Source organism: Streptomyces sp. AC1-42W (assembly GCF_003248355.1).
Lineage (GTDB): Bacteria > Actinomycetota > Actinomycetes > Streptomycetales > Streptomycetaceae > Streptomyces.
In genome coordinates this window covers 2,172,579-2,185,251 of record NZ_QKWY01000001.1, presented here as the reverse complement: position 1 = coordinate 2,185,251, position 12,673 = coordinate 2,172,579, and the positions used below count along the sequence as shown (strand labels likewise).

Sequence of the window (12,673 nt, the reverse complement as noted above, 5' to 3'; positions counted from 1 at the left end):
CCTTAACCCGGAGTGTCCCCGCGCCCTCCCTCCCGGCACGGACGGGGCGTGGCACGGGACCCGGCCCGGACGGCGGCGCCCCGGCCGGTGACGGCCCTGGTCGGTGTCGGCCCGGTCGCGTACGGTGAAGTAATCCGCGCGCACTCCCGTACCCCCTTCCGCACACCCGTACGCTCCCCCGCGAGCCCCACGAACAGGAGACCCCGGTGCCGGTCCTTCCCGGAGCCGAGCCGTTCCGCCACGAGGGCGGAGAGGTCGGCGTCCTCCTCTGCCACGGATTCACCGGCTCCCCGCAGTCGCTGCGCCCCTGGGCCGATCATCTGGCCGAGCGCGGTCTGACGGTGTCGCTGCCGCTGCTGCCGGGGCACGGCACGCGCTGGCAGGACATGCAGGTGACCGGCTGGCAGGACTGGTACGCGGAGGTGGACCGGGAGCTGCGCGGGCTGCTGGAGCGCTGTGCGCGGGTCTTCGTCTTCGGGCTGTCCATGGGCGGTGCGCTGGCGCTGCGGCTGGCCGCCAAGCACGGGGACGCGGTCGCCGGTCTGGTGCTCGTCAACCCGGCCAACAAGGTGCACGGCCTCGCGGCGCACGCGCTGCCGGTGGTGCGCCATCTGGTGCCGACGACGAAGGGGCTGGCCAGTGACATCGCGCTGGAGGGCGCGGTCGAGGTGGGCTACGACCGGGTGCCGCTGCACGCGGCGTACTCGGTGCGCAGGTTCTTCCGGCTGGTCGACGCCGATCTGCCGCAGGTGACCCAGCCGCTCCTGCTGCTGCACAGCCCGCAGGACCATGTGGTGCCGCCCGCCGACTCGGCGCGCATCCTGGGCCGGGTCTCCTCGACGGATGTCCGCGAGGTCCTGCTGGAACAGAGCTACCACGTGGCGACGTTGGACCATGATGCGAAGCGGATCTTCGACGAGAGTCATGCGTTCATCGACCGCCTCGCTCCGAGCGGACAGGACGCGGAGAAGGGGAGCACGTCCGGTGGCTGAACACGACGCGGAGCGCGCGGGCAGCGAGGAGGAGCGCGAGCCGCTCCCCGTGGAGGGGGCGGCCGTCGCCGACGACGACGGCAGTGGTGGTGCGGCGCCCGAGGCTCCGGCCGCGCCGGCCACCGCCGAGCCGGAGGGGCCGCTCGACGAGGAGGCCGCCTGGCGGGCCATCGTCGAGGGGTACGGGCAGGAGCCGCCGGACCCGCCGGGCGCGCGGCCCTTCCGGTCGGTCGAGGACCTGGCCATGCGGGAGGACGGTCCGCTGACCGGCCCGGCGCCGGACAAGGGCCTCGACAAGAAGCCGCCGAAGAAGCCGGACCGGCCGCTGGGCAGTTCCGTGGTGTTCGCGCCGGGCGTCGGCCCGCGCGACTACGAGCCGGCCGACCCGGACGGTCCCGGCGGGGACGACGAGGGGCACTTCGTGCCGCCGGAGCCGCCGCCGCTGCCGGAGGCGGACGTCACCACGAAGTTCGGCTGGCTGGGGGTGATCGGCGGTCCGCTGCTGATGCTGCTCGCGGTGCTGCTGTCCTGGGACATGACCTGGTGGCTGACGACGTTGTGCGTCGGCGGTTTCCTGGGCGGTTTCGTGACGCTGGTGGCCCGGATGAACCCCGGTGACGACGGCGACGACGACCCCGGCCGGGGCGCGGTGGTCTGAGCCGGCCGGTTCAGCCGGCCGCCGGCACCCGGAGCGCGGCCAGCACCGGCAGATGGTCGGTGGCGGCCCGCAGGTCGGCGTCCCGCACACCGGGCAGCCCGCTGGGCACCCCGCAGCCGAGGACCTCGATGCCGCCGGTGGCGAGTACGGCGTCGATCCGGCGGCGCGGGTCGTGCGCGGGGAAGGTGTACTCGCCGCCCCGCGGCCTCGTCTCCCAGCAGTCCTGGTAGCGGCCGGCCAGCAGCCGGAAGGCCCGCCCGCCGGGTACGTCGTTGAGGTCGCCGCCGACGACGGCGTGCTCCGTGCCGAGCGCGTCCACGCTCTCCACCAGCCGTTCGGCCTGGGCGAACCGCTCCTGGCGCTGGAGGCTGAGGTGGCAGCTCAGCACGCCGAGCCGGGCGCCCGCGAACCGGACCGCGGCGGTGGCGAAGCCCCTGCGGTGCAGTCCCGGGGTGCGCGGCAGCAGGATGTCCTCGGTGCGTTCCACGGTGGCCCGCAGCGAGCACAGCAGCAGCGGCCCGGCGGCGGTGGCGCCCCCGGAGAGGACGACCAGGTCGGTGGCGGCGGCGAGCCGGGCGGCGTACTTGCGCCAGCGGAAGAAGCGCGGCGCCTCCTGGACGAGGACCAGGTCGGGGGCGCAGGCGCGGATGACCCGGGCGAGGGCGGCGCGGTCGTCGCGCATCGAGCGGATGTTGTAGCTGAGCACTCTGATGACGGCCGCGCCGTCCTGCTCGGTACGGGAGGCGGGCAGCGACGTCATCGTGGCCATGCGCCCCACGATAACGGCGGACGCCCGCCGCTCCTCGGTCGTGTCCGCGAAGTGTCACCTGACCCGCGGCGTCTGGCACGCACTCTCGCGGCGTTGCCGGAGTGCCCAAGTAGCTCTGCTACGAGGGCACTCCGGCGCCTTGCGAGAGCACGCACCAGTCGCCGTGGGCCCCGCCCTTCGGGCGGACGGTGACACTTCGCGGACACTCCCTGGGCGCGACGGGCGTCCGGTGGTTCCGGTGGGGTGGGTGGGTCAGCCCTGGCGGGCCAGGTCCGCCGCGCCCACGAGCCCTGCCTTGCCGCCGAGTTGGGCGGCGAGCACCTGGGCGTGCGGGCGCCACTCGCCGCCGATCAGCCAGCGGCGGAACGACTTGCGGATGGGGCCGAGGACCAACTCGCCCTCGTCCGAGACGCCGCCGCCGACGATGAAGGCGGAGGGGTCGAACAGGGAGGCCAGGTCGGCGAGTCCGGCGCCGGCCCAGCGGGCCAGCTCGCGGAACGAGTCGACGGCCACCGGGCAGCCCTGGCGGGCGGCCTCGCTGATGTGCTTGCCCTCGATGCCGTCCACCGTGCCGTCGCCGAGCGCCAGCAGGATCGTGGCGTTCTCCGGGGTGGCGTTGGCGCGCTGCTTCGCGTAGCGGACGAGGGCGCGGCCGGAGGCGTACTGCTCCCAGCAGCCCTGGCTGCCGCAGCCGCAGAGCAGGCCGTCCGGGACGACCCGGATGTGGCCGAATTCGGCGGCCACGCCGAAGCGTCCGCGGCGCAGCTTGTTGCCGATGATGATGCCGCCGCCCAGACCGGTGCCCAGGGTGATGCAGATGACGTCGTCGTGGCCCTGGCCGGCGCCGAAGCGGTATTCGCCCCAGGCGGCCGCGTTGGCGTCGTTCTCGACGACGACCGGGAGGCCGACGCGCTGCTCGACCTTGTCCTTGAGCGGCTCGTGGCGCCAGTTGATGTTGGGTGCGAACAGTACGGTGGCACGCTTGTCGTCGACGTATCCGGCCGCGCCGATGCCGACCGCCTCGATGGCATGTCCCTCGCTGGCGCCGGAGACGGCCGCCGCGATGGCGTCCACGATGCCTTCGGCGGTCGGCGGGGTCGGGACCTTGAAGGTCGAGAGGATCCGGCCCTCTTCGTCGACCACTCCAGCTGCGATCTTCGTGCCGCCGATATCGACGCCGATGGTGAGTCCCATGAATCCCTCAGTTCCGGTCGAGCCCCGCTGAGCCCACCGTACCCGAGCCGGGACCCCGCCCCGGACGGCGCCGGTCAGTCCAAGTCGATGTGTTCGCCCGCTCCGGACCCTTCGTCCCGGGGGCCGGACGGGTCCTCCGCCTTCTTTTCGCTGCCCGCCGGGTCCCCGGCCCCCCGGGTCCAGCGGCCTTCCTGGCCCTGGACGGCGGAGCGGTAGGCGGCGAGCAGTTCACCGCCGGCGGCGGCGAGGTGATCGAAAACGTCTGGATTGCGTTCGATGACGGGCTCGACGGCCGCCTTGGCCTGCTGGATGACCTGCTGCACGGCGCCCTGCGCGGCGAGCCCGAGCAGCGGCGCCTGGAAGGAGCCCAGCTTGTCGGCCACCGCGTCCATCAGCTTGCGCAGCTCCTCGGCGGCGGAGCCGGGCGGCGGTCCGTAGGCGGCGCGGCGGCGGGCCCGTTCGGCGGCGAGGTCCTCGGCGCACGCCTGCGCCCACGCGTCCTCGTCGGGGCGGTCGGTGGCTTCGCTCATGGCGGACTCCTGCGACGTCGTGGCCGGCGGCCCGGCCTGCCGGACACGTACCTTCGACGTTACCCGAACGGTGGTACGGCGTTCAGCCCGTCCGGGGCCAGAGCGCGGGGTCGGGGGTGAAGCGGACCCGCAGCACCCCGTCGGTGAGGGCGGCGCCGGAGACGGTGCAGCGGCGCAGCGCGGGCTCCAGCGGCACGATGCGGTGGAAGGGCCCGGCGGTCAGCAGGAGTTCGCCGCCGCGCCGGACCAGCTGGAGGTCCTTCTTGACGGCGCCGGGCAGCGGCAGGCACCAGACGAGTGTCCCGTCGCCGTCCGGTCCGCCGGTCTCCTCGATCCACCAGGGGTCGGCGGCCCTGCCGTCCTTCCCGGCGGGCGGTACGGCGAGCGCGCCGTCCTCGCCCGCGAGGTCCAGCAGGTCGGCGGGGCCCCGCGGGTCGCGTCCGAGGTGGGCCAGGGGCACGGGGGCGTACCCCTCGTCCCGCCAGTGGGCGACGGCCTTCTCCTGCTGGGCGGCGAGCCCGGCGAGGAACGGGTCCGCGGAGTGGCCGGGGAGCATCCGGTTGGCGATCAGCGCGTCGGTGCGCAGGCCGTGCAGGGCGAGACCGGTGCGGGCGGTGCGCAGGGCATCGGCGGCGGCCGGGCCGGGTTCGGCGACCAGCCGCAGCGTGGTGGCCCGGTCCTCGATCAGTTCCTGGACGCGGGCCAGTTCGGCGTCGCGCCGGTCGGCGGCCTCGTACAGCCACTGGGCGGGCATGGGCACCCCGGCCAGCTGGGCGAGCATGGGGCGCAGGGCGCGGGCGGCCTGGCGTTCGGGGGGCAGCAGCCGGCGCAGGTAGCGGCGGAGCTGTCCGGGCAGGGCGAGCAGGGCGAGGGCTTCGCGCAGGGGCGGCAGGTCGACGACGAGGAGGTCGTGGCCGTTGCGGGACCAGTCGCCGCGGGCGGCGCGGGCGAGCGTGTGGAGCAGGGCGAGTTCGGCGCTGCCGGGGAGTTCGGTCAGCTCCTCGCCGTCCAGCGGGTTGCCGCCGAGGAGGTCGAGGACGGTGGTCAGCTTCTCCTGGAGGGCCAGGAGCTCGGCGCGGAAGTGGGCGCCGGAGTCGATCCGGACGGCCTGGAGGCCGTCGCCGGCCGGGGTGGGCTCGGTGGCGTCGGGGAAGCCGGGTATCAAGTCGGCGGTGATCAGCAGGGGGCGGGCGCCGGCGCGGGCCGCGGCGAGCGCGGTCGCCGCGGCGACGGTGGTACGGCCCGCACCGCCGGGTCCGGTGACCAGGACCGTACGCACGCGGTCAGCCCTTCGGGACGGACTCGACGCGCTTCTTCAGACCGGCGAGCGCCCGGTCGATGATGACCTTCTCGGCCTTGCGCTTGATCATGCCGAGCATCGGAATCTTGACGTCCACGGTCAGCCGGTAGGTGACCTCGGTGCGGTCGCCCTTGCCGAGGGGGGCGAGCGCGTAGGAGCCGTCGATGGCGCGGAGCATCTGCGACTTGACCAGGGTCCAGCTGACCTCGTAGTCGCCGATCCAGGTGTAGGCAAGGGTGTGGTCGTCCTTGATCGCCCCGGCGTCCAGGACGAGGCGGACCTTCTCGGCGCGGCCGCGGTCGTCGGTGCCGAGGACCTCGGCCTCCTTGACCTCGCCGGTCCATTCCGGGTAGCGGTCGAAGTCGGCGATCACAGCCATGACGTCGGCCGGTGCCGCCTCGATCGTGATGCTCGAGCTGGTGTGTTCAGCCATCGCTGTGGCCCTCCAGTGCGGTGTACCGGTCCGTCGGCAGTGCCTGCCGCCAGAAGGCTATCGCGTGCGTCCGGCGGCCCGTCCCAGGGTCCGCCCGGCGGCCCCGGGGAGGGGCTTCACCACTCCAGGACCCAGGGCCGGCCGGTGGAGGCGAAGTGGCCGACGTTCACGCACTCGGTGGCGCCGATCCGCATCCGCCGGGCGAGCGGCTGGTGGACGTGGCCGAACAGGGCGTAGCGCGGGCGGGTGCGGCGGATGGCGTCGAGCAGGGCCCGGCTGCCGCGTTCGAAGCGGCGCGCGACGGTGTCGTAGACCAGCTCGGGGACGTCGGGCGGGATGTGGGTGCAGAGCACGTCGACCTCGCCGAGGGCCTCGATCCTGGCGGCGTACTCCTCGTCGCCGATCTCGTACGGGGTGCGCATCGGGGTGCGCAGGCCGCCGCCGGCGAAGCCGAAGACGAGGCCGCCGATCTCGGCGCGCTCCCCGTCCAGAACGGTGGTGCCGGGCGCGGCGTACTCGGACCAGAGGGCCGGGATGTCCACATTGCCGTAGGTGGCGTACGTCGGGGTGGGCAGGGCGGCGAACATCTCGGCGTACTGGCGGCGGACGGCCGCGGTGATCGCGGCGTCGCGGTCGAGGCCGGCCCACAGCGTCCGGCCGAGGGCGCGGGCCTCGTCGAAGCGGCGCTCGGTGCGCAGGGCGACGTACCGGTCGGTGTTCTCGACGCCGAAGAGGTCGGGGAAGATGCCGCGCGAGTGGTCGGCGTAGTCGAGGAAGAGGACCAGGTCACCGAGGCAGATCAGGGCGTCGGCGCCGTCCCCGGCGCGGGCCAGCGCCTCGGCGTTGCCGTGCACGTCGCTGACCACATGGACGCGGGTGCGCCGCCCGGCGGCGGCCGTCCGGCTGTTCGCTCCTGCTCGCATGGGGTCACCCCAGGCGCGTCCTCGCGGCCGGGGTAGAGGGTCCGGTTTGCCCTGGCGGGGCCCGGACCTGCGGTTACTTCCCGGTGTGTGTGGAGGTGGACTACTGTGCGCGAAAGGACGACCGATATGTGTGACGCATAAGACATCTGGCCGGGACCCCCTATCCGGAACCGAGTACTGGTGGGTAACGTCCGGGCAGTCCAGTCGTGCTCACCTCCACTGAGCACCCGCCATCTTGGACCGCGCCGGTGCGTCACACAGAGTCGTGGCACCGGAGCCCGATGAGGAGCAGCAGTCTTGCGCGAGTTCAGCCTTCCGGCCCTGTACGAGGTCCCCTCGGACGGCAACCTGACGGATCTCATCCGCCGCAATGCCGCTCAGCATCCCGATGTCGCGGTGATGAGCCGCAAGGTGGCCGGCGTCTGGACGGACGTCACGGCCGTCGAGTTCCTGGCGGAGGTGCGCGCGGCCGCCAAGGGCCTGATCGCGGCCGGCGTCGAGCCCGGCGACCGGGTCGCCCTGATGTCCCGCACCCGTTACGAGTGGGTGCTGCTGGACTTCGCGATCTGGAGCGCGGGCGCGGTCACCGTACCGGTCTACGAGACCAGCTCCGCCGAGCAGGTGCAGTGGATTCTCGGTGACTCGGGGGCCGTCGCGGTGCTGGTGGAGAGCGACGTCCACGCCGGCTCCGTCGCCTCCGTGCGCGACCGGCTGCCCGAGCTGCGCCATGTGTGGCAGATCGACAAGGGTGCCGTGGACACGCTCGGGGAGCTGGGCGCCGGCGTCTCCGACGAGACCGCGGAGCTGCGCGGCGCGGCGGCCCGGGCGGACGACCCGGCCACCATCGTCTACACCTCGGGCACCACGGGCCGCCCGAAGGGCTGTGTGCTGACCCACCGCAGCTTCTTCGCGGAGTGCGGCAACGTCGTGGAACGCCTCAAGCCCCTCTTCCGCACCGGCGAGTGCTCCGTCCTGCTCTTCCTGCCCGCCGCGCACGTCTTCGGGCGTCTGGTCGAGGTCGCCTCGGTGATGGCGCCGATCAGGCTCGGCTGCGTCCCGGACATCAAGAACCTCACCGACGAGCTGGCCTCGTTCCGGCCGACGCTGATCCTCGGGGTGCCGCGCGTCTTCGAGAAGGTCTACAACGCGGCGCGTGCCAAGGCGCAGGCCGACGGCAAGGGCCGGATCTTCGACCGGGCCGCCGACACGGCGATCGCCTACAGCCGCGCGCTGGGCACCGCGCAGGGCCCGTCGCTGGGCCTGCGGCTGAAGCACCGGATCTTCGACCGGCTGGTCTACGGCAAGCTGCGCGGCGTACTGGGCGGGCGCGGCGAGCACGCGATCTCCGGCGGCGCCCCGCTCGGCGAGCGCCTCGGGCACTTCTACCGGGGCATCGGCTTCACCGTCCTGGAGGGCTACGGGCTGACCGAGTCCTGCGCGGCGACCGCGTTCAACCCGTGGGACCGGCAGAAGATCGGCACGGTCGGCCAGCCGCTGCCCGGTTCCGTGGTGCGCATCGCGGACGACGGCGAGGTGCTGCTCCACGGCGAGCACCTGTTCTCCGGCTACTGGAACAACGAGGCGGCGACGGCCGACGCGCTGGCGGACGGCTGGTTCCACACCGGGGACATCGGCACCCTCGACGAGGACGGCTACCTGGCGATCACCGGCCGCAAGAAGGAGATCATCGTGACGGCGGGCGGCAAGAACGTCGCCCCGGCCGTCATCGAGGACCGCATCCGGGGCCACGCCCTGATCGCGGAGTGCATGGTCGTCGGCGACGGGCGCCCGTTCGTGGGCGCGCTGGTGACGCTGGACGAGGAGTTCCTGGGCCGCTGGGCGGCGGAGCACGGCAAGCCGGCCGGTTCGACCGCGCTGTCGCTGCGCGAGGACGCGGAGCTGCTGGCCGAGGTACAGCGCGCGGTGGACGACGGCAACGCCGCGGTCTCCAAGGCCGAGTCCGTGCGCAAGTTCCGCATCCTGGGCGCGCAGTTCACCGAGGAGGCGGGCCACATCACGCCCTCGCTGAAGCTGAAGCGGAACGTGGTGGCGAAGGACTTCGCGGACGAGGTGGAGGCCATCTACCGCTCGTGACCGTACGGGTGTCAGAGCAGTGCGCGCAGCCGTTCGGCAAGCAGGTCCCAGCGCCACTTCTCCTCGACCCAGGCCCGGCCCCGCTCCCCCATGCGCCGGCGCAGCTCCGCGTCACCGAGCAGCGCCGTGATCCGCTCCGCCGCCTCGCCCGGTTCGCCGCCGCGCACCACCCAGCCGGTCTCGCCGTCCAGCACCGCGTCCGGGGCGCCGCCCGAGTCACCGGCCACCACCGGCAGGCCGGTCGCGGACGCCTCCAGGTAGACGATGCCCAGGCCCTCCACGTCGAGCCCGCCGCGCCGGGTCCGGCAGGGCATCGCGAAGACGTCGCCCGCCCCGTAGTGCGCGGGCAGCTCCGACCAGGGCACCGCGCCGGTGAACCGCACCGAGCCGGCCACCCCGGTGCGCGCGGCCAGCTTGCGCAGCTCGTCCTCGTAGGGCCCGCCGCCCACGATCAGCAGCACCGCGTCCGGCTGGGCGGCCAGGATCGCGGGCAGGGCGAGGATCAGGGTGTCCTGGCCCTTGCGGGGCACCAGCCGGGAGACGCAGACCACGACCGGCCGGTCGGTGAGCCCGAGCCGGGCCCGGACCTCCGCGCCGCCGGAGTCCGGATGGAACGTCTTCTCGTCCACGCCCGGCGGCAGCCGCACCATCCGGCGGGCGGCCGCCGGGGTGAGGGCGGCGGCGATCCGGGAGCGGGTGTACTCGCCGAGGTAGGTCAGCGTGTCGGTGCCCTCGCCGATCCGGCGCAGCAGCTGCCGGGACGCGGGCAGCTGGGCCCAGCCCGCCTCATGGCCGTGCGTGGTGGCGACCAGCCGGCGGGCGCCCGCCTCGCGCAGCGCCGGGCCCATCAGCCCGAGCGGGGCGGCGGCGCCGAACCAGACGGACGCGCAGCCGTGGGCGCGCAGCAGCTCCGCGGCGCGCCGGGTGACGCGCGGGGTGGGCAGCAGCATCGTCGTACGGTCGCGGACGACGGTGAACGGCTGTTCGGCGTCGAAGGCGGCGGTGGCGGCCGCGCCCTCGGCCCCGCGCTTCCAGGTGGAGGCGTAGACGACGACCCGGTCGGGGTCGAGCCGCAGCGCCATGTTGTGCAGGAACGCCTGGATGCCGCCCGGCCTGGGCGGGAAGTCGTTGGTCACGATCAGGGTCTTGTCCATCGCCGCCGACAGTACCGGCCCGGGGGCCGGGCGGCCGTGCCGGATGGCCCGCACACCGGCGCTGCGGGCATCATGGCTGTTTCGTACGGCGTCCACGACGGGTGAGGGCAGGTCATGACGGGTTCCAGCGGCGCGCGTCCGGCGGCCTTCTCGGTCTGGGCGCTCACCAGGGCGGTGCTGCTGCTGTGGGTGAGCAAGGTGATCACCCCGCCGGGGCTCGATGTGACCAGCGATGTGTCGGTGATCTACCACGGCTGGTACGAGGTGCTGCGCTCGGGCACGTATCCGGAGTCGGACGTCACCTGGCAGTACCCGCCGGTCGCGGCCCTGGCGATCCTCTCCCCGGCGCTGCTGCCGTTCCTGGACTACGCCACGGCCTTCTTCATGCTGGCGTTCCTGTGCGACGCGCTGGTCATGGGGCTGCTGCTGCGCGCGAGCCGGGGTCCCGGCCGGCGGACGGCCGGGGTGTGGGTGTGGGTGGCGGGCGTGCCGCTGCTGGGCACCACGGCGTACGCCCGGTACGACGTGATGGTGACGGCCGTCGCGGTGGCGGCGCTGCTGGCCGGGCTGCGACATCCGCGGGTGATGGGGGCGCTGGCCGCGTTCGGGGCGCTGCTGAAGGTGTGGCCGGTGCTGCTGCTGGCCGGGACGGCCCGGGGCCGGGGCACCCGGCTGGCGTGGACGACCGCGGCGGCGGTGGCGGCGGGGCTGCTGCTGGCGTGTGTGGCGGCGGCGCCGGGCGCGCTGGCGTTCCTGGGCTTCCAGCGCGACCGGGGCACCGAGGTGGAGTCGCTGGGGGCGCTGGTCTTCCATGTGTGGCGGCAGTTCGGCTGGGAGGGCCGGGTGGAGCTGCACTACGGCTCGCTGGAGTTCCTGGGCCCGGGGGTGGAGCTGGTGAGCACGCTGGCGCTGGGGCTGAGCCTGGTGGCGTTCGGCTGGCTGCTGCGGTGGCGGCTGCGGGCGCGGACCTTCGGGGTGAGTACGGCGGCGGACGCGGCGTTCACGGCGGTGCTGCTGTTCACCACGACGAGCCGGGTGATCAGCCCGCAGTACATGCTGTGGCTGGTCGGGCTGGCCGCCGTGTGCCTGGTGCTGCGGGAGAGCCGGATGGAGTGGCCGGCCGCGCTGGTGGTGGTGGCCACCGGCGTCACGCAGCTGGAGTTCCCGATCGGCTTCGTCCATGTGGTGTCGAGCGACGCGCACGGCCTGACGCTGATGTTCCTGCGCAACGGGCTGCTGGTCGCCGCCTGCGTGCTGGCCGGCACCCGGCTGTGGCAGGACACCGTACGGGCCCCCGAGGCGGAAGCCGAAGCCCCGGCCGGGGCGCAGGAGGGCGTACCGGGCGGGGTCGTGGAGGAGGCGGCGGGTGCGTCCGCGCTCAGCCGAGCCGACTCCGCAGATACAGCCGCCAGCGCGCCGTGAAGTCCTGCGGGGTGGTGCCGAGCACCTCGTGCAGGGCGTCCTCGACGGCCCCGTCGCGTCCCTGGTGGCCTCCCACGGCCCGGTAGAAGGCGAACAGCCTCTCCTCGCCCCAGTGGTCCGCGATCAGCTCGCAGGCCAGCCAGCCGCCCTCGTACGCCCTCGCCAGCCGGTCCGGGTCCCCGGCGAACGCGAAGTCCTCGTCCTCGGGCAGGGCGGCGGGCCCGTCGCCGGAGCGGACCGCGTCGGCCAGTTCCGGCGCGATCTCCTCGGCGGTGCGCTCCTGGTCCCGGTAGGCCGCCCAGTCCGCGAACCCCTCGGAGAGCCAGGTGGGCGTGGCCGCGGAGGTGCGTTCGCGGGTCGCCACATGGGTGGTCTCGTGGGCGAGGACGACGCGCTGTCCGAACGCGCCGAGCAGGGCGTACGCCTCCGGGTTGACGATCACCCGGTCGGCGGGCGACTCCCCCGAGCCGCCGGTCTCGCCGGTGGTGACGGCCGCTATGCCCCGGTAGTTCGACGCGGGCGACCCGAGGAGTTCACCCATGTCGGCGACGCTGTCCGGCACCAGCACCACCACGCGCCCGGCCCAGCGCTCCGGCCAGGCGGCGGTGACCTCGGGCACCGCCGCGTCGGCCGTGCCGGCGATGGCCTCCAGCTCCTCGCGCGGGCGGCCGACGCCCAGGACCAGGCTGTGCGCCCCGCGCACCACCTCGACGTCGCCCTGCTCCCACAGCTGCCGGACGCTGCCGTCCGCCGCCCGGTCCGCGGTGAGGTACCAGCGGCCGTCCGCCGAGTCGCGTTCCAGGTCGATGATCCGGTCCACGGTGACGGGGGCGCTGTCGTAGCCCTCGATCCGGTAGCCGAGCCGCACGTCGGCGGTGGCCCGGTCGGGGCCGTGCGTGGTCACCCGGGTCGGCCGGTACGTCCAGGACTTCAGCGGCACGTCCGCGAGCCGGGCGATTTCCCGGCGCTGGGCGCCGCGCAGGGCCGTGTCGTCCGGATCGACGACGGCGGCGTAGGCCGCCGCGTCGTGGCGCAGCACGGCGTCGGCGCGCCGGTCGAGGGTGGCGCGGATGTCGCGGGTCGTGGTGCCGGGCGCCTCGTCGGCCGGGGCCGAGCAGCCGGCGGCGCACAGCAGCGCGGCGAGCACGGCACCCGCCGCCCGCCGCCGCCCCGCACGCCTGCGCACCTGTTCGACCACATGACG

At 74.2% G+C, this 12,673-nt stretch carries 12 protein-coding genes; 4 read left to right on the top strand and 8 right to left on the bottom strand.

Annotated features, from left to right (window positions below; all coding sequences use genetic code 11):
- Positions 1-206 precede the first annotated feature (206 nt).
- Entirely contained in the window at positions 207-992 is a 786-nt protein-coding gene (locus DNK56_RS10010; protein WP_111332571.1) for an alpha/beta hydrolase, read from the top strand.
- Positions 985-1,650 (top strand): hypothetical protein, encoded by a 666-nt coding sequence (locus DNK56_RS10005; protein ID WP_111332568.1) that lies wholly within the window; start codon positions 985-987, stop codon positions 1,648-1,650. Before DNK56_RS10010 ends, DNK56_RS10005 begins: the two co-directional genes overlap by 8 nt.
- Before the next feature lie 10 nt (positions 1,651-1,660).
- On the opposite strand, the gene DNK56_RS10000 is transcribed toward DNK56_RS10005, so the two are convergent.
- From DNK56_RS10000 to DNK56_RS09975, 6 genes are all read right to left on the bottom strand, one after another.
- On the bottom strand, positions 1,661-2,419 hold the full coding sequence (locus DNK56_RS10000; protein ID WP_111332566.1) for an endonuclease/exonuclease/phosphatase family protein: 759 nt from the start codon (positions 2,417-2,419) through the stop codon (positions 1,661-1,663).
- A gap of 252 nt (positions 2,420-2,671) precedes the next feature.
- Positions 2,672-3,613, bottom strand: a complete 942-nt coding sequence (locus DNK56_RS09995; RefSeq protein ID WP_111332564.1) for an ROK family glucokinase — start codon at positions 3,611-3,613, stop codon at positions 2,672-2,674.
- Positions 3,614-3,687: 74 nt separating this feature from the next.
- On the bottom strand, positions 3,688-4,143 hold the full coding sequence (locus DNK56_RS09990) for a DUF5304 domain-containing protein (protein ID WP_111332561.1): 456 nt from the start codon (positions 4,141-4,143) through the stop codon (positions 3,688-3,690).
- Positions 4,144-4,225: 82 nt separating this feature from the next.
- Complete coding sequence (locus tag DNK56_RS09985) at positions 4,226-5,422, bottom strand: ArsA family ATPase (protein WP_111332559.1); 1,197 nt, start codon at positions 5,420-5,422, stop codon at positions 4,226-4,228.
- A 4-nt stretch (positions 5,423-5,426) separates the two neighbouring features.
- Positions 5,427-5,876, bottom strand: coding sequence for an SRPBCC family protein (locus DNK56_RS09980; RefSeq protein ID WP_111332556.1), 450 nt, complete (start codon positions 5,874-5,876; stop codon positions 5,427-5,429).
- 116 nt (positions 5,877-5,992) lie between these two features.
- A complete protein-coding gene (locus DNK56_RS09975) occupies positions 5,993-6,799 on the bottom strand; it encodes a metallophosphoesterase family protein (RefSeq protein WP_111332553.1) in 807 nt (268 codons plus the stop codon).
- 297 nt (positions 6,800-7,096) lie between these two features.
- On the opposite strand from DNK56_RS09975, the gene DNK56_RS09970 reads away from it, so the two are divergent.
- Complete coding sequence (locus DNK56_RS09970) at positions 7,097-8,893, top strand: AMP-dependent synthetase/ligase (RefSeq protein WP_111332551.1); 1,797 nt, start codon at positions 7,097-7,099, stop codon at positions 8,891-8,893.
- An 11-nt stretch (positions 8,894-8,904) separates the two neighbouring features.
- Here DNK56_RS09970 and DNK56_RS09965 read toward each other — a convergent pair whose 3' ends face one another.
- A complete protein-coding gene (locus tag DNK56_RS09965) occupies positions 8,905-10,047 on the bottom strand; it encodes a glycosyltransferase family 4 protein (protein ID WP_111335643.1) in 1,143 nt (380 codons plus the stop codon).
- A 114-nt stretch (positions 10,048-10,161) separates the two neighbouring features.
- On the opposite strand from DNK56_RS09965, the gene DNK56_RS09960 reads away from it, so the two are divergent.
- Positions 10,162-11,469 (top strand): glycosyltransferase family 87 protein, encoded by a 1,308-nt coding sequence (locus DNK56_RS09960; protein WP_111332548.1) that lies wholly within the window; start codon positions 10,162-10,164, stop codon positions 11,467-11,469.
- On the opposite strand, the gene DNK56_RS09955 is transcribed toward DNK56_RS09960, so the two are convergent.
- Positions 11,426-12,667, bottom strand: coding sequence for a hypothetical protein (locus DNK56_RS09955; RefSeq protein ID WP_111332546.1), 1,242 nt, complete (start codon positions 12,665-12,667; stop codon positions 11,426-11,428). The genes DNK56_RS09960 and DNK56_RS09955 overlap by 44 nt on opposite strands.
- Positions 12,668-12,673 lie beyond the last annotated feature (6 nt).

What these genes read in the sequence shown, in the direction of transcription:
- DNK56_RS09980 (WP_111332556.1), bottom strand. Translation starts at nt 5,876, where the DNA reads ATGGCTGAACACACCAGCTCGAGCATCACGATCGAGGCGGCACCGGCC.
- DNK56_RS09990 (WP_111332561.1), bottom strand. Translation starts at nt 4,143, where the DNA reads ATGAGCGAAGCCACCGACCGCCCCGACGAGGACGCGTGGGCGCAGGCG.
- DNK56_RS09960 (WP_111332548.1), top strand. Translation starts at nt 10,162, where the DNA reads ATGACGGGTTCCAGCGGCGCGCGTCCGGCGGCCTTCTCGGTCTGGGCG.
- DNK56_RS09965 (WP_111335643.1), bottom strand. Translation starts at nt 10,047, where the DNA reads ATGGACAAGACCCTGATCGTGACCAACGACTTCCCGCCCAGGCCGGGC.
- DNK56_RS09995 (WP_111332564.1), bottom strand. Translation starts at nt 3,613, where the DNA reads ATGGGACTCACCATCGGCGTCGATATCGGCGGCACGAAGATCGCAGCT.
- DNK56_RS10000 (WP_111332566.1), bottom strand. Translation starts at nt 2,419, where the DNA reads ATGGCCACGATGACGTCGCTGCCCGCCTCCCGTACCGAGCAGGACGGC.
- DNK56_RS09975 (WP_111332553.1), bottom strand. Translation starts at nt 6,799, where the DNA reads ATGCGAGCAGGAGCGAACAGCCGGACGGCCGCCGCCGGGCGGCGCACC.